We start from the raw sequence: 18339 nt of genomic DNA on the forward strand, positions 1-18339 counted from the left end.
AAGTTTGCACGAAATCACATGAAAAGCTCTGCGCTCAAAGCAGGAAAACCGCTGTTCCGTATAAAAACCGCCTCATCCATGCTGCTTTGAAACATGGTTGAGGCGGTTTTCGGCCAGCCTGTTATTCAGCTACTTTCTTTTTTTCTTTATGATCACAAGGATCACTCCGATCCCCAGGGCTGCCGCTGCCGCCAGAATCACATGCAGCGCGATCGGGCTGTCATCTCCCGTTGCGGCAGATGCCGGTCTGTCAGTGGAAGAAGGTCCGGCAGTGACATTTCCGGAATTGTTTCCGCTGTTGTTCTGTGTGCCGTTTCCATCCCCTGTATTTTCACCAGTTTCTTTGGACGCTTCCTTCCATCCGATGGACACCGGAGACAGTGACATGAGTCTGAACCGGATCCCTTCTTCTGTCTTTGTCACAGAAGGATACTCAACATCCCCGGCTTTCAGGCCGCCCCTGTCCACGGTAAGCATATGTGCCACGGTAAAATCATGGGTGGCTTCCCCTGTTCCCGACGGATAGGGCAACGTAACGGTTATCCCGCCTTCCGGGAAGTCTTCATCTTCCACCTTCACCCATCCGGTATTGTTCACATTGGTCCAGAGACTAATATCGTACACTACGATATTTCCGGGCTCTATATCACTTGTCTGATTCTGGATCGCCAGCCTCATCTGCCTGTCGATCTTGTCCTGGGTATTCAGATCTTCTGTTCCCCTCAACGCGTCCGGTACTTCTGAAATACCGATCTCCACTTCCAGTCGGTATTCCCGGTTCTCTGTGGACTCCGGAAGAAGAGGCAGATCCGTAATCACCTCATGGATTGTTCCGGTGATCTGGGGAAGAGATGCCGGCAGGATATAATTGCCCGCCTTTTCTCCCTCAAGCTCTGCCGGGTGCTCCGCGTCTGCCCACGTCAGGGTGACTCTCTGTCTGCCTGCGTCTACAGAAGCATAAACTCCGCTCAATACATCCGCCGGGCATGTAAAAATCACGTCTTCCCGGTCGGCAGACAGGATGCCGGATACCTTTAACGCACCATAGAGCGTTGCTTTTCCGTTTTCAATACCGGTTTCTTTATCAAGCGCAAGAAGTTCCGACACATCCCAGTCAAGGGCCAGCGGACGGATCTTCAGAATTCCCTCCGTGAAAGAGATCTTGTAACAGGGATTATTTTCCTCTGTCAGAGAGCCCTGTCCGATCCTGTATTCAGACACATCTTCTCCTTCTTCTCTCACCAGTGTTCCGCTTAGAACGTCTCCCCTGGCGAGCGGTGTATCGGAAGAAATCGTATAGGTCAGCTCCGGATCATCCTCTCCATACACTTTTGTCAAAGAGTCTGCCATAATTGTAACCGGTCGTTTTTCTACAGCGGCCGTATGGCTCGAAACCAGTTCTCCTGTATACCCTTGCGCTGTCACTTTTACATAGATCTCTCTGCCGATATCCCCTTCTGTTAAAACATATTCCGTACTGGCTCCCGTCTGAACCGCCTCAGACACACCGTCCCGGTAAAAACTGTACGTCAGCTCTGTATCCTCCTGAGTTCCTGACGCCTGAGCCGTCAGCGTGTCCCCGTAGACTGCGTTTCCACTGAGAACAACCGTACCGTCCAAAGATGCGGTAAACGCAGTTGTGTTGGAGATGACCCTTCCTGCTTTATAGACATCCGTCTCCCGGGCCCGGACCTGCACAACTCCTTCTGCGTATACCACATTTCCGATCGGGATGGTTCCGGTCAGGATCTCCCCTGCTTCCTCCGTCATCCCGTCCGTCACATCTGTCCAGCTGTTTCCGCCGTCAAGGCTGTATTCATAGAGCACGCCCGCTCTGCCGGTAAACCGGAAAACATCGATGCCCTTTGTATCGTCTACTGTGCCGTCCAGAGCTTCGTTGACTTCCGGACAGTCTGCTTTTTCCACCCGGTCTGCCCCGTTTTCACTCTCCCCGATGGCCGCTCTAAGCGTTCCGTAGCAGTTCTCTGCTGTTACTTCCACACGGATCGTCTGGCCGATATCTTCTCTGTCCAGTACATAAGTCTCGCCCGAAACACCAGCGATCTCTGCGTCACCGCGATACCATCGGTAGGTCAGCGTACCCGGATCTGAAATCGTGGTCCAGTCGATCTGAGCTTCCAGTGTATTTCCATAGACAGCCTGCCCCTTCAGTTTCAGTTCTGCCGCTGAAATATCTGTCATTCCCGTCTTTAATCTGCAGGAGGACACACCGCTTGCATTGCCGCTCTCTATTCCGCTGAAACTGGAGGAAATATCCAGAACCCGGTCCACTGCCACGATATAAACATAATATGCAGTATTGGCCTGAAGTCCGGTGATCGTTATCTTTGCGCTGCCTTTCCCGTCTGTGAGCATGGAGTCCGTCACACTTCCGCTTCCGGAAGCTGTGACTGCTTCAAGTTGGGTTCCTCCTTCTGCTCCGGGCGCGTTTTTATCCACTGTCGCAATTACGGAAGCTGCCGCAGGGGCCGGCATATTCTCCGGGAGGACCACATAATAATAGGCGCACGCTTCATTAACGTCAAATGCCGCTTCCCCCTGATTCTGGGTCCCGGAAATGATTTCAACATTTCCGATCACAGGCGCGGCGGTATCCAGAATGATTCCTTCCGAGCTGATATAGGATGTATTTCCTGCATTATCCGTCAGTTTCGCGTAAATTACCGTCTTTGTATCTGCTGTTACTGCCGGCCTGTTTCCGTCGTCATAGACTGTCCAGGAAACATCCGCTGCTTCCAGAGCTTCCACATCAGTATAGGGTTCTTCACCGGTATAAACAAAGTACCGGATCCCGTCTTTCCCCACACCGCTGGAATTATCTTCAGCCTGGATCCGGATCTGGGGATCATTTACCCTGTAGTTTCCAAAAGTAATAAAACTCAGGAACTCCTGCCACCATCTGGCTCCGAGCTTGATCTGTCCCTCCGGGGCAGTTACATCAAATCCAACCGTCACATTCTGTCCTGAAGTGATCTGTCCCGCTGTGTTTTTAAAATAGAGCGTCCTGGAAACATTTCCGTCTTCAGAGGGCAGTCCGATTGTATACTGTTCATAGTATGGGCCCGTCAGTTTGTCACTTACCAGATATCCGTCCGCAGACACATCCACCGGCTGTCCATACCACGTTTCTCTGCTGTCCGTTCCATTGTAGAGGATCCCGTTTCCGTCAAAATCCAGATATTTGATCTCTAACGTACAGGAAGCTTCCGCCGCCGTATAATTTCCCTGCGCGCTTATACCGGCGTAGACGGTATAGGTTCCCACATCTGACGGAAGGCCTGAGTGTCTGTCCGAATCTTCCTCCTCTATATAAGAATACGAGATTACTCCGGTATATGTTTCTCCGTTCACCAGCGTCACTTCCGGATCTTCGATCTCGGCCTGGCTTCCTGTATAAATATATTCCTGGACCAGCGCGGCAAATACAAGCTCCGGAACCGCGGCGCTGACAGTCACCTGTACATCCTGATTCAGCGTCGTGAAATTCTGCCGGTCAGACGGAGTAAATGTCGCGGAAAATGTATGAGTTCCCACATTTCCCACCAGCACTTCCGGTGTGTCCCATGTCCATGTTCCAGGTGTTATGTCTGCTCCTTCCGAAGCAGGCAGTACGATCTCACTGAGTTTCTGTCCGTAAACTGCTTTCAGCCCGGTCGGTACGGTACAGGATGGCTGTGCTTTGTTGACCGTGACATAAAAAATTTCGCTTTCTAACACCTTTTCTCCGACCGTCGCCTCCACCCGGAACGCGTAGGGAGTCTCGCCGGCATTTAACCCGGATATGACACAGACAGCACCTGTCTGTCCGGTAATCTTTTGTTCTCCCTGGAACCATTCGTATGTCGCAGTTTCACTCGTACCGCTCACCTGAGCCGAAAGAGTCAGTGTATCCCCGTAGGAAACAGTGTTCTGTCCGCTGATCGTAACAACAGGTTCCGGCAGAGAATATCGTTCTGATGATAATGTCAGAATGCTCTCCCCGTACATGTTCACCGCGTCTGGATCATATACGTACCAGACAGATGATCCGCCCCGCCGGTAGATGTACTGTGTGTCCCAGCTTCCGGACAGCCCGTTCAGGAACAGCCCGTCATCCGCGCCCACAGTTCCCGTATCGCAGTTGGTTACATCCACGATATAATTTTTGCCGTCTTCCATTGTAACAATATTCCACATATGTCCGCCGGCTCCGGTGCCGCCGCCCATAGTGCCCGTTACCGTATAGCAGGAGATGCTGCCCGTAAAGGCAGTCAGATCACATAGATACTGAAAGGCTTTCGCATAGCCTTCACACACGACATTCGTTCCTGAGTCCCCGTCAAATACCCAGATCAGCTGCCATGGATTTCCATAGGGGGTATTCGGGTTCTCTGCCGCGCTGTGATTATATGAAACCAGCCGGCATATTTCATTTTTATAAGCCAGCAGTTTTTCGTAGTCTGTTTTAGCCGCATTGTCGGCCACAATCTGCTGCGCACAGTCAACGGCATTCCTGACAGCGGACGTTTTCGCAGTATCTACAGTATATCTGTCTCCGCCGGAAGTCTGATATTCTGTGGCAACACTGAAAGAATAGGTCAACGGTCCTCGCAATTCCACCCAGGAGTCCGGGGCCAGTCCGGGAGTATAATAGATACCCGACGACATCCTGACGCCGCCTCCCGCTGTTTTATTATACCAGTACAGTTCATAAGGACAGTCTACCAGGAGATAGTCCGTGGCAAGGAAAATATCAAGTCCTGTCTCCTCCTGCACCGCTGCAAGCAGTTCGTCCGTTGTAGTAACTCCCAGTTCCTCGGCCGTCCATCTTGTCTTTGTCAGCCCCAGATCCGCCACCGGGATCTCGATGACAGTGCTGCTCCTCTCTCCGGACGCGATACGGGCAATCTCCCGCTTCAGTCCCTCATAGATCTTCAGGTTCACCCCGGTCAGTTCCTGCCGGCCGAAATCCCCCAGAACAGTTATGCCATCATTTCTGCCCGCGTACATCTGCTGCTGCAGATATCCTGCCAGCAGCTCATCGCTGTCAGGAAGCGTTCCGTCATTCCAGGAGATACTCTCTGCCGGAAGTTCCTGGATCTTTCCTTCCTCATTTGCCTCTTCGGCCTGCATCTGAGTTTCTTCCGCAGCTGCCTTTGCTTCCTTCTCCTCCGGTTTCATCTCCTCAGAAGGAATTTTCTCCGGCTCTTCAGCGGACTGGTCCGGGAGTTTTTCCTTCCCTGAATCACTCTTCTGTACATTTCCTGCGCACAGGCTCAGATCCGCTCCGTCCGTCCCGCATACAGGGCAGTCTCCCCGGACAGAATCCAAAGCGCACGGACTGTCGCAGATACATACAGCTTCTGTCTCTTCCGTATTCTCCGCGTTCACTGTCTGCTCCAACTCTTCTTCCGCGGCAGACACCGTACCCGGATACTGCCACAGGGTGCTCCCCAGTACAGCCAGCGCCAGGGTAAATGCTCCCAGTTTTTTCAAAATACCCTTTTGTTTTTTCATTCCACTTTCTCTCCTTATCCTTTTATTAAAAAAGCATCAAAGATATACTTCTCTGATGCCTCTGTAAACACTCCCGTCCCCCAAGTATATATGATCGCATTATCTGCATATGTTTTCCTATGTGTAAATTTGAAATATCACGATACTATATTACCAGATATCTTTTTAAAATGAAAGTGCTGACAAATATTTTTTCTTATCCTTCTGTGGATTTTCACTGCTCGGTCTTCCGTTCTTTCGCCAGAAGGATGCCGATCACAGTTTTAGCGTCGCCGATCCGGCCTGCCTTCACCTGTTCAAAGGCCTCTTCAAGTGAAATCCATTTCTTTTCAATATCTGCCTCCTCGTTTTTCCGTTCATATTCCGGCATACTGTTCAGGCCTTCCGCCAGATAGATATATGTTTTCTCCGTCGTCCATCCCGCGGAATTCAGGAATACAGTCAAAAGACGCACCGTAGCGGCAGATGTATCTGTCTCCTCCCGCAGTTCCCGAAGCGCTGTTTCCTCAGGGCTCTCCCCATCTACGTCCATGCGCCCTGCCGGGATCTCCCACAACGGGCGGCCCACAGGATGCCGGTACTGCCGGATCAGAAGGATCCGCCTTTTGTCATCCATCGCCACAATACCGACAGAATCATCTGTGACAGCAGTTTCACGGATAAATGTCTGTCCATCTCCCCTTGACAGTTTATCTCGCCGGATGGACGTGATCTTTCCTGTAAACACTTCCTCTGTTTCTAAAACTTCCGGTATCTTCATAAACACCTCCTGAAATAAATCTGTTCCAAACAATACGAACTGTGTTATACTACTCCTGTTAATAAAAAAGAAAAGACAGGAATGGGTAAAATGAAAAAACTGATAAGTAAATGGAACTCGGTCAGCCTGGTCAAACGGATTATCTGCGGGCTGATCATCGGGATCATACTCGGGCTGACAGTGCCGCAGCTGACGCCCATCGCTCTTCTTGGCGATCTGTTTGTCGGAGCGTTAAGAGCCATCGCTCCGCTTCTGGTACTGTTTCTTGTAATGGGAGCCCTCTGCCATCAGAAAGAAGGCAAACAGGGCACAATAAAACGGGTCATATTTCTCTATCTGCTGGGAACCTTTCTGGCAGGATGTGTTGCCGTGACCGCAAGCTTTCTCTTCCCCGTCACCATCTCACTCACAGAAAGCGCGGCAGATACAGCCGCTCCCAGCGGAATCGGAGAAGTACTGAACAGTCTTCTGATGAATATTGTCTCCAATCCGGTGGACGCACTGGCAAATGCAAACTATCTCGGTATTCTTGCCTGGGCCATCCTTCTTGGAGTTGCCCTGAGAAAAGCGGGCGAAGGAACAAAACACTCTATCATGCACATAGCCGATGCCCTGTCGGTGATCGTTCGATGGGTCATCAACTGTGCTCCTTTCGGTGTTCTCGGACTTGTGTTCTCCACTATCTCTGAACAGGGACTGTCCTCCCTTCTGGGCTATGGACAGCTGATCCTTCTTCTGGTAGGCAGTATGGCATTTGTCGCTCTTGTAGTCAACCCGCTGATCACGTTCATCGGGATACGTAGAAATCCTTATCCTCTCGTCTTCAAATGTCTGAAAGACAGCGGGATCACTGCCTTTTTTACAAGAAGTTCTGCCGCCAATATCCCGGTGAACATGAAACTCTGTGAGGAACTGGGCCTGGACCGGGATACCTATGCTGTATCCATTCCTCTTGGTTCTACGATCAATATGGGCGGCGCTTCTGTAACGATCTCCGTCCTGACCCTGGCAGCGGTTCACACCCTCGGCATCTCCGTCGACTTTCCAACCGCCATCATACTCTGCCTGCTCTCTGCCGCCAGCGCCTGCGGCGCTTCGGGAGTGGCCGGCGGCTCTCTTCTGCTGGTGCCGCTTGCCTGCAGCCTGTTCGGGATCTCAGATGCCATAGCCATGCAGGTAGTAGGCACAGGTTTTATTGTGGGGGTGATCCAGGACTCCTGTGAGACGGCCATTAATTCATCCACTGATGTTTTGTACACCGCAGTGGCCGAATTGTCCTTAAAGCGAAAGAAACAGTCGGATTCTCACACTCTCAACAACTGACACAACTGCATTTATCCTGCTTATATCTACGCCGTCCGCGTCATCACGGACGGCGTTTTTCACAACTCCTTCTTCAGATATATCATATCAACAAGCTGTCTGCCACATTCATAGACAGGATGGTCATAATGGTCCGTAAAAAAATTCCGGACAACATGGGACCTTCGGAATCCGCATTTTTCATAGAAGGGGATCGTAGCCGGACTGTCTCCTGTTCCTACCTGCAGGATCTGGAACCGGTCCCGGTAAACCCTCTCCACAAACCGGACCATGGTTCTGCCGTATCCCTGATCCTGAACATCAGGCCTGACGGCCAGATTCTTGATCTCCAGGATCCCATTGCCCTCATCGGTCACAACACAGACAGCCTTCCCTGCGCCCGGTGCTTGATTCTCCGTGACACCGCACTTCTGTTCTCCCGGCTCCTCTTCCAGAACATACATGTCTCCCCTCTCAAGATAACGGTCGATCATCTCTTCCTGTTCGTCCGCCAGCAGCAGCAGCTCCAGATATTCTTTTTTATTTTCCTCTATTTTTACGATCTGCATCGTTTTCCTCTCTGTCTGTTGTCATTTGACCATTTCCAAATATTTCAGGAACCCGTTCTCACTGTCCTGCGGATAGGAAAACCCCAGGCTGTCCGCTGTCCGTACCCCTACTTCATGGAACAGACGACAGGATCTTTTCACAGCCTTCCGGAAATTCTCATAGCTGCTGTCCGGAAAAGTCTCCAAATATATCGTATAGATATCTTCCGGCAAATATTTTTTAAAATACTTGTTTAGTTTCCCACAGGAAACCGAATAGTCTGTTCTGCTACCAATAAACCACTCCAACATTACTTCCAGCATATTGTGCGGCTGAGTGTAGTAAGTTGTCATCGCAAAGGGGAGCTCATCCCTGGCAATTCCTTTTGCCACATCGCAAAGGGACCAGAAAAACTCGTTACAGCATCCGAAAAATCTTGTTGCAGAAGGCTTCCTGACATAAAATTCTTCATCCGTAGGCGGCGGACTCAGCGGAAGACAGCCGGCTTTATCTAAAAGCGGAACAAAGAGTTTATTGCGGTTACTTCCCCTTATCATGACTTCTACAGTCTCAATCCCAATATCGATGCGATTTCCATCCTCAAATAACAGCAGCCAGGAATAAGTTCCATCGGAATGTCCGCGCAGGCCAAAACGTTCTCCGTAACCGAAATCATCGTCCTGCTCCTGCTTTAGAATCTCTTTTCCAAAAACATCCATCCACGACGGTTCCCTGCGGAAACTTTCCGTTTCTTTTACCACATACATAATGTCAAAGTCCTGATAGACATCTTTGGGGGCACTGGGATTTGTTCTTGAACCTTTCAGATATGCCGCCAATACCCGGTCATCTGTCCTGGCGGTCTCAATAATCATATGAAACATTTCTTTTTCTGTACGCATTCTGCCACCTGCCCATTCATATTATCCGGTGTAGGCATCTCCCGGGCTGTTCTTAAAATTCATATTTTCAAGCCACTGCTTTTCTTCCTCATTCTCCGGAATATCGATTCTCTCTATTTTAAAGATCACAGGTCTCGTGCCGTCATTACAGCAGGCGATCATCATTCTCTCATCGTTTGTCCATTTATGCATGATAGACCCGCCCTGCAGAGCAGTATAGACATATCTGCTGATCGCGTCCCAGGCCTCGCCGCAGAATTTCCCGTCCATCAAATGATAAAAATCATCCTGCTCATCTGTCCTTTTTAAAATAAATGTGTCACCTGCTTTAAAAAATGGGCATGGTCCCGACTTGGGATCTGCAAGATATTTTTCCTGATAATCAGTAAAAACTTTTGTTTCCAGTACCGTTATTCTACATTCATGCTGCATCTGATATTACCTCCCTGTTGATCAAATTTTTCGATATTTACAACAGCTATCGCAGGTTTCCCCGGCTCACCGGATACAAGATCCTGAGATGACGATATCAGCATCATAAATCCGTCCTTCCCATATCTCTTCTTATAGCCCTGAGCGTATTTTTCTTCGACGGAAACATGCTGTAGATGATAAAAGCTTCCTGAATAACCGGCGCATGGACTGTTTTTGCATTGGAAAGAGTAAAACCGCCGCCGAAAATTCATCATCTTCCATATCGTTACGTTCAATTGTATGGACCAGCTGATCATAGTAACTTACCGGAAAAATGATACAGAAATAACCTTCCCTCAACAGGATGTCATCCCCGATTGAATAATGTCCACAGCTTCATTTATAACTATTACAAGAATCGGCAGCCATTCCATATTCTATTTCCTCCTTGGATGATTCCGGCAGCTTCCCATTGAATTCAGATTTTCGACCAGCTTTTCTTCATTATAACATCCGATTATTGTCCTGTCATTTTCTTTCTCATATATTAAAAAGAGAGCGGAACATCATCAGTCCACTCCCTTAACAATAATAGTTTATCTCTCCAAAATATGTAAATCTTTTCTGAATAATATCTGCACTACGCGCCTCAATCATTCTCATAATATTGCGCAGTGTATGTGAAGGTATTCCTGAATTATTATTGCAGAGCAGACATTTCCCTGCGCTAGTAATCCATACCTTTGTTGCATTTTCAGAAGGCTTTCCTTTTGCGATATGTACATGTATTGGTTCAACAGGCCTATTTTCATTCGTCCAAAAATAAATCCAATATTCTCCCATTCTAAAGATTTGAGGCATTTTCAAATCCCCCTTCCTTAGAAAATTCAATAATAAGATGAGCAGTTGATCTTATTATTTCTTCAAACTGTTTAATTTCTTCTTTCGAAAAATGGTAAACATCCTCCCATGTATAATCGGGGAGCCAGCATGTAGCACGTTTAAAACAATATTGTTCATCCGGTTTTTCGATATATACTTTTACTCTTCCATCATCCTGCATATCAGAATGAACAATTTCCGTTTCATCGTTTAATGTCATAAAAGGATACATCATATTATCATTCCTCCCTTTCTTTCGCGATACTTATAGATTATATTATATCCCACCAACGATACTTTCAAATTAGGATTTGTCGTTCTGTTCAATTTTACGATAAAGTTGGAATTCTATCTGTTTCTTATTTTTTGAATAATAAAGAAAATAATATCTAAAAGTATCCCAAGCATTATGCCAAATACAATCTCTTCATTCTTTTCTCCCTGCGCTACTTTCAATAATCTACATAAGAATACTGTAATAATTGGAATAACTACATAAATTAGTTGTTTTAGACCTTTATTTCTCATACTTTTTCTCACTTTCAAATTCAATCTGTCGGCCTAGTTTTACTTCATTATAACATTCGTTTATTTCCCTGTCATTGTCTTTCTTACCCATACGAAAAGGAGCAGAACATCATCTGTCCACTCCCTTCTAAATACTCCACATGATTCATTACTTCACACCATATCGCACCCAAATGCAAAAAACGCATTTATTTGTGATATGGCTCTCCATAACGTATCCAAGTGCGGTTTATATATTTAATATTCTATGCTATTCGTTCTTTACTTTTTTCCAGCTCGTGCAAATATAAAGGATCGATATCAATGCACTCGTTTACATTTCTTCCTCCAGCCACATCCCATGCCAATGTTCCATTTAAAACCATACATTTATTCATAAAAATATGATACGCCTTTATTCGATCAAAAATATTAGGAGACAAATCTTTTTCTGCATGGCAACATACAATTTTCCCATCATCAAAATATACATCCACAGTATAATCTTCGTACGGTATTACCTGAACAACAGTTGGAATATATTCTAACATTACAGCGCCTCCTTCATATTTAAACCAAAGGATTGATTCTGTTTAACGGTTTCCCATCTTTTGCAAGTTCCCAGTTTTGCATTAATTCATCCTGATGGATCACACACCATGCCAACACAAGTTTCAGTTGCCTTGATGGCAATGCTCCCTGCAAAACACAGACATCATTTATATCGATCAAAGCCTTTTTTCCATTATACTCCACATGAAAGTGGGGTGGATTATGGTCATCATAATACATAGTAATCCTTATTCCATAAAACAAAGCAATTTCCGGCATACATATACCTCCACCTTAACAGCTCACTTCTTTAATCTTACATACGATTAACTTTATTATAGCTTAGACATCATATTGTGTACAGATAAATTAGGATTTGTACTGACGATATTTTTTTGAATTTATCTTTAGTATTATAATGGATAGAATAATCATTATTGCAATTATACCAAGTCCAACACATAAAATATAATCATTGTGATTAAAGCTACCATATAATAAAAGAAATGCTCCTATTCCACAGAAAACAACACATTTTCCAAACAAATGACATATTGCTTTCTCATTGTATGTTGCTTTTTCTTCTCTACTCATTGTATTCCATCCGGCAAGAAACCAAGTGCCCTTTTGATTATAAATATTCACGCCCCATACTACTGCCCCCAAAGAAATTGCCAATGTAAGGACTATCTCAAAGAAATTCATACTTTCAACTCCTTTCATAAAAACACTTTGACAAGTTCCGATCTGTCAACCTTGTTTTTTCATTTTTATTACTTCACGTTATATCCTACCCAAATGCGAAAAAACCGCACTTACTTGTGATACGGTTCCTCATAACATATCCAAATGCGATTATCTGCTCTTTAAAAACCTCCATTATTATAGGCTCTTGTTATTACATAAGACGGTTCATAATATGCACTGCTGTTGTAATTATCAATCGTGTCACATATTTCATCGTTATATACTCGGATCATTCCATCGATATAATCTTCCTCTGGCTGTAACGTTGACAGAATCAGCCTTGTATACACCTTGCCCATCTGTGTTTCTGATGGGATCTCGTCTACTAGTTCTAAATCCACATCCATTATATCAAAATTTCCCTTTTCCAGCTTATACTCTTCAATCCATTCATCTTCAATTTTCAGGGGATTCTCACAATGAAGTACATTAGCCAGGCTGATCAGACGCACCCACTCATCCTTCGCTATAGAATTAACAACGTATTTGTTTTTCTGATGTAATTTCCTTGCTACACGTTCTATCATATAACATAAAAAATAAAGATCGTTCTCGGTTATCTGCTCTTCCGGGAAAAATTTGTTTGTCATAGCGAATAACTCCCTTCGAATTTGATAGTCTGTAATGCTTTCTCTGTACAGAATACAATCTGGTGTGTCGGATACTTAAACTTAACCAGTTCCCAGAAAGCCTCTTTCGAAATTCGTTCAGCCATATAATCCTCAACATAATCCCAGATTGTATCATCCGCCATTGGTCCCTCAACAATGTCATAATCATGTTTTAAACCGAGTCGGCAGTTTACAACAAACTGCAGCCACTCCTCTGTCATTTCACTAAAATTTTTAATGTTCAAATTTTTATCAGGTAAGTACTCATAAAGGTTTACAATATGCTTTCTGCGTTTTGTCAAAGCCCAGCGTTTTGCCTGCTTTTCTATAATTGTACAGTAAAACCCGTATCCAAAATCTTTGTAAAACCCATTTTCCAAAATCTGCGGTTCCTGGACTATGACATTGCTTCCATGATATAAAATCATATACTTTTTACTCCTTCACAAATTCCAATTTGTCATTTTTACTTTTCTTCATTATATCATTCGTTTACTACTCTGTCATTTTATTTTCGCTCATACAAAAAGAGAGCGGAACATCATCTGTCCACTCTCTTCCATTCCTCCCTTACTTGTGATATGGTTCTCCATTTATGATCCGATACGCACGGTACACCTGCTCCAGGAGGATTACGCGCATCAGCTGGTGCGGAAACGTCATTTTTGAAAAACTGAGTGCCAGATCCGAACGTTTCAGCACTTCTTTACCCAAGCCGATGGATCCACCGATCACGAAGGCGATACTGCTCTTCCCCTGAATGCCAAGCGTCTCGATCTTCTCCGCAAATTCCTCGGACGTGAGCATTTTCCCATTAATCTCCAGTGTGATCACATACATATCCTCCCGGATGTATTTGAGAAGGCGTTCTCCTTCTTTCGCCCGGATCGCTTCCTCTGCCGCTTCTCCGGCCTGATCCGGCGTCTTTTCGTCTGCCACTTCGATCATCTCCAGCCTGCAGTACCTGCTCAGCCTCTTGACGTATTCCGCAACGGCGTCTCTCAGATATTTTTCTTTGATCTTTCCTACTGAGATTACTGATATCTTCATACTGATTCTCCGCCTTATTCCTCTTCTTTTGTCATTTTTCTGCTATTCTCCGGAAATATCCTGCTGTGCCGGTCCCTCCAGCAGCCTTCCCCTGTAATCAAACCGGGAACCATGGCAAGGGCAGTCCCAGCTCTTCTCGTCCGGATTCCATTCCAGTTCACATCCAAGATGAGGGCACACGATATCTACCTGATACACCTGTCCATCTTCGTCTCTGTACACCCCTGTCTTTCCCTCAGCAGTCTCCACCACGTCTGCCTGGCCTGGCCGTATCCTGCCAAGAGAATCTCCTGATATCTGAAAAAACCGTTTTGTCAGTCCTTTCACCGCTTTTCCCCCATCTTTCAGGATCTGTGGGAGTTCCTCTGCGGAAAATCTGGAAGGAGAAAATACTTCCGCGAAAGGATTATCTCTCCCGCAGATCAGGTCCCGCAGGATCATGGCGGCGGCCATGGAAGAAGTCATCCCCCATTTCTGGAAGCCTGAAGCTATAAACCAGTCCGGATGATCGGAAGCATACTGTCCGATAAATGGGATCTGATCCGCTGTGATGCAATCCTGTGCGGACCAGCATGCCGCTTCCCTGCTTCCCGGATAAAGGGTACGGGCTGTTTCCCGAAGGTTTTCATACCTTTTTCCCTCTTTGTTTTCTCCGGTCCGGTGCCCCTGTCCTCCCAGGAGAACATATTTCCCGTACTTCCTGAATGACAGCGCGTTATCTCCATCACCGATATACATTCCTTCCGGCATTTCTGCCCCTTCCAGCGCCAGAACGTAAGAACGCTCCTGGTGCATTCTGGCAAAATACATTCCCGGGAAATTAATGAATGGAAAATGCGTAGCAAAAACGATCTTTCCTGCCCGCACACTGCCACAGGATGTCCAAACTCTGTGTTCTTCTACCTTCTTCACGGGACTGTTTTCATAAATCTCCAGATGTTCCGCCACTGCCCTCAGGAATTTGAGCGGATGGAATTGAGCCTGCCCCGGGAACCTCACTGCTCCCGCGCAGGAGACCGGGATTTCAGTATGCTTCACGTAAGATGCATCAATGCCCAGTTTCTGGGCCGCTTCCGTCTCTGTAAGCAGCCGCTCTCCATCCCCGGAAAAGACATAAGAATCTGCTCTCGTCAGATCGCAGTCGATCTTTTCCTTTCCCACGATCTTCCAGTACTCCTCTGCGGCCGCCTGATTGGCCCGGACATATTTCTCTGCCTTTTCTTTTCCTTTCTTTTCAAGAAATGTATGGCAGAACATTCCATGCTGCACTGTGATCTTGGCGGTCGTATTCTTCGTCTGTCCCCCGCCGATCCGTTCTGCTTCCAGTACCACGGCCCGTATCCCGGACCGTTTCAGCTGATATGCGGTCAGGATACCGGCCATACCTCCTCCGATCACTGCCACATCTGCTTCCACATCCCTGTTTAATGCTGTCCGTTTCCTGATATCACAGGTCTTGCTCCATATAGACTCCATAACTGCCTCCTGGTTTCTTATTCTCTATAATAACATTTCCCCGGTAAGGCAGTTTATACTATCAGGATCACAGGACCCGGACGTTCTCGCTCATTCTCACTCAGTCATTCAGCCGCCAGACATAAAGTTCATGCAGCGCTCTGGTGGCACAGATATACTGGGCCTGACGGGATAGGGGATCTTCCCTGTTTCCCCGGATCGCGAACACCTGGTCAAACTCCAGGCCCTTGGCCAGATAAAAAGTGGTCACAGTCAGCCCTTTTTGAAAAGCTGTACTGTTTCTGTCTACATAAGTAGCATCTACGCCCCGGTTTTGAAGAAGACGGCAGAGATCAAACGCTTCCTCTTCTGTCATCGTAATGACAGCAGCCGTCTCAAATCCCTGGTCTGAAAGATTCAGATTCTCTGCCACTGCTGACAGCATCTCTTCTTCTGAATCAAAAGACCTTTCCTCCACCGGTTTCCCGTGGCGTTCCAGAAGTTCGATATCCGTGATCCCGCTGATTTTCCCGGCATATTCCGCAATCTCCCACGTATTTCGATAGCTTTTGTTCATCACTACTGTCCGGATCTCTTTCCCAAATATTTTCGGTAGAAACGAAGTTACATCCTGAGGCTCTTCATCCAGCGTCTGGGCCCGGTCACCCAGGATCGTCATGCGGCAGTCAAACAGATCCTTTAAGATCAGATACTGGATAAAGGAATAATCCTGCATCTCATCGATTACGAGATGTTTGATATTCTTGTGAGCTCCACCGCCGGTCAGACGATATTTGAGATACAACATAGGAAAAACATCCTCATAGGGGATCTTTCTCCTTTCACAGGGAAGATCCGGAAGCTCTTCCTGACCACATGTTTCCAGAAACCTGTTATATATCTCATAGATATCTTTCGTCACATACATCCGGTCAAATTTCTGCTGCAGATACTCCCGGTCCTCCTCTTCTATGTCCCGGCCCCGGAGTGTTTCATAGGAATCAACAAAATATTCCATCACCGCGTCCATCCGTTTCAGGATAGGAATCTGATAAAATTTATTGTAAAACAGCTTCAGAATTTCTTCTTCCGAGAGACGCATTCCCCGGAATTCAATGTCTCTGAATTCCATCAGTTCATCCTCCAGCATAGCCAGGAATCCTTCTGCCTCCCTGGCCAGCTCCTCTGACTGTTTAAAACGGAACCGTTCCTTCGCCTGCTCATCCGGAAACCGCATCATCCGTTCCAGCTGGTCATATCTGTCCTCGCAGTCCGCGGCGGTATCCTTAAGCTCACGGTACGCAAACAGATCAAAACTCATCTCCCGAATGTTTTCCTCGCCCAGCTCCGGAAGGATATGAGAAATATAATCCGCAAATACACTGTTAGGAGACAGGATCAGAATATTGGAGGATTTCAGATTTTTCCGGTCATGGTACAGAAGATAGGCGATCCGGTGCAGGGCGATGGATGTCTTTCCGCTACCCGCCGCTCCCTGGATCACCATGATCCGGTCTTTTGTATTCCGGATAACCGCGTTCTGTTCCTTCTGGATCGTCCGCACAATACTCTTCAGTCTCGCGTCCCCGTTATTTCCCAGTTCCCGCTTTAAGATGTCGTCGTCGATCTTCACGTCACTTTCAAACCCGTAGACCATTTTACCTTTACGGATCTTGTACTGCCATTTTGCCCGGATCTCGCCCTGAATTGTGCCGGAAGGAGCCTCATAGGCCGCAGGTCCCTTGTCGTAATCATAAAAAAGTCCGCTCACCGGAGCGCGCCAGTCATAGATCAGCGGTGTCATTCCTGCCTTCTCGGCAAAATTCCCAATACCGATATAGAAAGGTTCCGCCTCCTCTTCCCCTTCAAAAATAAAGTCTACCCTTCCAAAGAAGGGAGAATCCAGCATCTTCTCAAATCTCCGCTTCAGTTTTGTCTTTTCCTCGTTGGCGTTCACCTGGTGCAGCAAAGCCTGCTGATTGTCATAATCCTCATACCCGTACTGGTCCATCTCTGTATAGTTTTCCCAGTAATACTCGTGCATGTCCTCGATCTCTCTCTGTCCTTCATCCAGCTGTCTGCTGATCTCTTCCAGCCGTATCTTAAGCTTCTCATTTATATCTTCAAGAAAAAGTCTTCCGTCAAACCTTCTGCTGTTTTCTGCCATTTTTCTTCTCTCCAGTTCTGTCTTTGCTTTTGCCATAGTTTATAGTATACCATGTATTTTTTGAAAAGAAATCACAAATTAGTCATATTTTATCTATATAATGCAAAAAGGATATCTGAAAGAAATGAGGTACAAAAAATGAAAAAAGAAAACCGGAGGATGGCTCAGCAGCGCCGGGCCGAAGAACGACGAAAAAAAGCGCTCCGCAAAAAAGTGAGCAAGATCCTGGTGATCACCATTCCTCTTCTCGCCGTCATCGTCCTGATCGGAGTGATCGTATATGACTCTGTCACTTCTCCGGACGAAAGCAGCCAGGGCAATGATACAAATACAGAAAGCACGGCAGATGCAGGAACAGAGGAAGATTCAGGAACATCAGAAGATTCAGAAGACACGTCAGACTCAGAGGAAGGTTCCGATACTGACGGATCAAACAGCTCCGGGGAAACCGGAACAGACTATTCTACCGATACCTCTCTCACGATAGAAGACGGCGACACTGTCAATATCGATTATGTAGGAAGTGTTGACGGAGTCGAGTTTGAGGGAGGCAATACACAGGGACAGGGGACTCCTCTGACCATTGGCTCCGGTGAATATATTGATGATTTTGAGGAACAGCTCATCGGCGCCCATCCCGGCGATACAGTGGATGTATATGTGACTTTCCCGGATCCTTACTCAAACAATCCGGATCTGAGCGGAAAAGAAGCTCTCTTTGAAGTAACAATCAATGGCATTTATTAAAAGAAAAACCGACTGACAAATACCCCGTGTGAATAAGGCAGTAAATGCATGAAGATAGTGTAACCCGTTTTGCAGCGGGTTACACTGTTTTCTTTTTATGCGTTGATCTGTTTGAGAGGCTGCGTTGCGCTGTGTATCCCGGAGATTAGCTTCTTTTTTGCGTAATGACCTCCATAT

17 protein-coding genes and 1 pseudogene are annotated in these 18339 nt (G+C 46.6%); 2 read left to right on the plus strand and 16 right to left on the minus strand.

The genetic code is table 11. The annotated features are described in order from the left end of the window. Positions 1-129: 129 nt before the first annotated feature. Positions 130-5517 carry an MBG domain-containing protein gene (locus BQ7367_RS12475; protein WP_072525735.1) on the minus strand — a complete coding sequence of 1796 codons (5388 nt, stop codon included), beginning with the start codon at positions 5515-5517 and terminating at the stop codon, positions 130-132. Between the two features lie 214 nt (positions 5518-5731). Then, positions 5732-6277, minus strand: coding sequence for an NUDIX domain-containing protein (locus BQ7367_RS12480; protein ID WP_072525736.1), 546 nt, complete (start codon positions 6275-6277; stop codon positions 5732-5734). 90 nt (positions 6278-6367) lie between these two features. On the opposite strand from BQ7367_RS12480, the gene sstT reads away from it, so the two are divergent. Continuing rightward, on the plus strand, positions 6368-7600 hold the full coding sequence (gene sstT / locus BQ7367_RS12485) for a serine/threonine transporter SstT (protein ID WP_072525737.1): 1233 nt from the start codon (positions 6368-6370) through the stop codon (positions 7598-7600). 59 nt (positions 7601-7659) lie between these two features. Here the strand turns inward: sstT and BQ7367_RS12490 are convergent, their stop codons facing one another. The 14 genes from BQ7367_RS12490 to BQ7367_RS12560 form a co-directional block, all read right to left on the minus strand. Then, positions 7660-8148 carry a GNAT family N-acetyltransferase gene (locus BQ7367_RS12490; RefSeq protein WP_072525738.1) on the minus strand — a complete coding sequence of 163 codons (489 nt, stop codon included), beginning with the start codon at positions 8146-8148 and terminating at the stop codon, positions 7660-7662. Positions 8149-8169: 21 nt separating this feature from the next. Then, positions 8170-9030: an aminoglycoside 6-adenylyltransferase gene (locus tag BQ7367_RS12495; RefSeq protein WP_072525739.1), complete on the minus strand. Its 861-nt coding sequence runs from the start codon at positions 9028-9030 to the stop codon at positions 8170-8172. Between the two features lie 21 nt (positions 9031-9051). Continuing rightward, a complete protein-coding gene (locus BQ7367_RS12500; RefSeq protein WP_072525740.1) occupies positions 9052-9462 on the minus strand; it encodes a TIGR04076 family protein in 411 nt (136 codons plus the stop codon). Further along, positions 9441-9569, minus strand: a complete 129-nt coding sequence (locus BQ7367_RS14900; RefSeq protein ID WP_268874772.1) for a hypothetical protein — start codon at positions 9567-9569, stop codon at positions 9441-9443. Before BQ7367_RS14900 ends, BQ7367_RS12500 begins: the two co-directional genes overlap by 22 nt. Positions 9570-10026: 457 nt before the next feature. Further along, positions 10027-10305 carry a DUF4160 domain-containing protein gene (locus BQ7367_RS12510; RefSeq protein ID WP_072525742.1) on the minus strand — a complete coding sequence of 93 codons (279 nt, stop codon included), beginning with the start codon at positions 10303-10305 and terminating at the stop codon, positions 10027-10029. Further along, a complete protein-coding gene (locus BQ7367_RS12515) occupies positions 10289-10546 on the minus strand; it encodes a hypothetical protein (protein WP_442855386.1) in 258 nt (85 codons plus the stop codon). Before BQ7367_RS12515 ends, BQ7367_RS12510 begins: the two co-directional genes overlap by 17 nt. Before the next feature lie 553 nt (positions 10547-11099). Continuing rightward, entirely contained in the window at positions 11100-11384 is a 285-nt protein-coding gene (locus tag BQ7367_RS12525) for a DUF2442 domain-containing protein (RefSeq protein WP_072525745.1), read from the minus strand. Positions 11385-11403: 19 nt separating this feature from the next. Beyond that, positions 11404-11664: a DUF4160 domain-containing protein gene (locus tag BQ7367_RS12530; protein WP_070089257.1), complete on the minus strand. Its 261-nt coding sequence runs from the start codon at positions 11662-11664 to the stop codon at positions 11404-11406. A gap of 90 nt (positions 11665-11754) precedes the next feature. After that, positions 11755-12108 carry a DUF3784 domain-containing protein gene (locus BQ7367_RS12535; protein ID WP_083588939.1) on the minus strand — a complete coding sequence of 118 codons (354 nt, stop codon included), beginning with the start codon at positions 12106-12108 and terminating at the stop codon, positions 11755-11757. A 143-nt stretch (positions 12109-12251) separates the two neighbouring features. After that, complete coding sequence (locus BQ7367_RS12540) at positions 12252-12722, minus strand: hypothetical protein (RefSeq protein ID WP_072525747.1); 471 nt, start codon at positions 12720-12722, stop codon at positions 12252-12254. Further along, positions 12719-13171 (minus strand): DUF3990 domain-containing protein, encoded by a 453-nt coding sequence (locus tag BQ7367_RS12545; RefSeq protein ID WP_072525748.1) that lies wholly within the window; start codon positions 13169-13171, stop codon positions 12719-12721. The genes BQ7367_RS12540 and BQ7367_RS12545 overlap by 4 nt, the downstream gene beginning before the upstream one ends. A gap of 142 nt (positions 13172-13313) precedes the next feature. Beyond that, complete coding sequence (gene rlmH / locus BQ7367_RS12550; RefSeq protein WP_072525749.1) at positions 13314-13793, minus strand: 23S rRNA (pseudouridine(1915)-N(3))-methyltransferase RlmH; 480 nt, start codon at positions 13791-13793, stop codon at positions 13314-13316. A gap of 42 nt (positions 13794-13835) precedes the next feature. Further along, a complete protein-coding gene (locus tag BQ7367_RS12555; protein WP_072525750.1) occupies positions 13836-15269 on the minus strand; it encodes an FAD-dependent oxidoreductase in 1434 nt (477 codons plus the stop codon). A gap of 100 nt (positions 15270-15369) precedes the next feature. Continuing rightward, positions 15370-17451: a HelD family protein gene (locus tag BQ7367_RS12560; RefSeq protein ID WP_442855387.1), complete on the minus strand. Its 2082-nt coding sequence runs from the start codon at positions 17449-17451 to the stop codon at positions 15370-15372. 444 nt (positions 17452-17895) lie between these two features. Here BQ7367_RS12560 and BQ7367_RS15030 point away from each other — a divergent pair. Continuing rightward, a pseudogene (locus BQ7367_RS15030) lies at positions 17896-18150 on the plus strand (FKBP-type peptidyl-prolyl cis-trans isomerase); the annotation flags it as partial. Positions 18151-18339 lie beyond the last annotated feature (189 nt).

Source organism: Clostridium sp. Marseille-P3244, from assembly GCF_900120155.1.
Taxonomy (GTDB): domain Bacteria; phylum Bacillota; class Clostridia; order Lachnospirales; family Lachnospiraceae; genus Mediterraneibacter.

Excerpts from the sequence above, each read along its gene's own strand:
- BQ7367_RS12495 (WP_072525739.1), bottom strand. The coding sequence starts at position 9,030 with ATGCGTACAGAAAAAGAAATGTTTCATATGATTATTGAGACCGCCAGG.
- sstT (WP_072525737.1), top strand. The coding sequence starts at position 6,368 with ATGAAAAAACTGATAAGTAAATGGAACTCGGTCAGCCTGGTCAAACGG.
- BQ7367_RS12560 (WP_442855387.1), bottom strand. The coding sequence starts at position 17,451 with ATGGCAAAAGCAAAGACAGAACTGGAGAGAAGAAAAATGGCAGAAAAC.
- BQ7367_RS12515 (WP_442855386.1), bottom strand. The coding sequence starts at position 10,546 with ATGACATTAAACGATGAAACGGAAATTGTTCATTCTGATATGCAGGAT.
- rlmH (WP_072525749.1), bottom strand. The coding sequence starts at position 13,793 with ATGAAGATATCAGTAATCTCAGTAGGAAAGATCAAAGAAAAATATCTG.
- BQ7367_RS12510 (WP_072525742.1), bottom strand. The coding sequence starts at position 10,305 with ATGCCTCAAATCTTTAGAATGGGAGAATATTGGATTTATTTTTGGACG.
- BQ7367_RS12475 (WP_072525735.1), bottom strand. The coding sequence starts at position 5,517 with ATGAAAAAACAAAAGGGTATTTTGAAAAAACTGGGAGCATTTACCCTG.
- BQ7367_RS12500 (WP_072525740.1), bottom strand. The coding sequence starts at position 9,462 with ATGCAGCATGAATGTAGAATAACGGTACTGGAAACAAAAGTTTTTACT.
- BQ7367_RS12530 (WP_070089257.1), bottom strand. The coding sequence starts at position 11,664 with ATGCCGGAAATTGCTTTGTTTTATGGAATAAGGATTACTATGTATTAT.
- BQ7367_RS12480 (WP_072525736.1), bottom strand. The coding sequence starts at position 6,277 with ATGAAGATACCGGAAGTTTTAGAAACAGAGGAAGTGTTTACAGGAAAG.
- BQ7367_RS12545 (WP_072525748.1), bottom strand. The coding sequence starts at position 13,171 with ATGATTTTATATCATGGAAGCAATGTCATAGTCCAGGAACCGCAGATT.
- BQ7367_RS14900 (WP_268874772.1), bottom strand. The coding sequence starts at position 9,569 with ATGATGCTGATATCGTCATCTCAGGATCTTGTATCCGGTGAGCCGGGG.
- BQ7367_RS12555 (WP_072525750.1), bottom strand. The coding sequence starts at position 15,269 with ATGGAGTCTATATGGAGCAAGACCTGTGATATCAGGAAACGGACAGCA.
- BQ7367_RS12540 (WP_072525747.1), bottom strand. The coding sequence starts at position 12,722 with ATGACAAACAAATTTTTCCCGGAAGAGCAGATAACCGAGAACGATCTT.
- BQ7367_RS12535 (WP_083588939.1), bottom strand. The coding sequence starts at position 12,108 with ATGAAAGGAGTTGAAAGTATGAATTTCTTTGAGATAGTCCTTACATTG.
- BQ7367_RS12525 (WP_072525745.1), bottom strand. The coding sequence starts at position 11,384 with ATGTTAGAATATATTCCAACTGTTGTTCAGGTAATACCGTACGAAGAT.
- BQ7367_RS12490 (WP_072525738.1), bottom strand. The coding sequence starts at position 8,148 with ATGCAGATCGTAAAAATAGAGGAAAATAAAAAAGAATATCTGGAGCTG.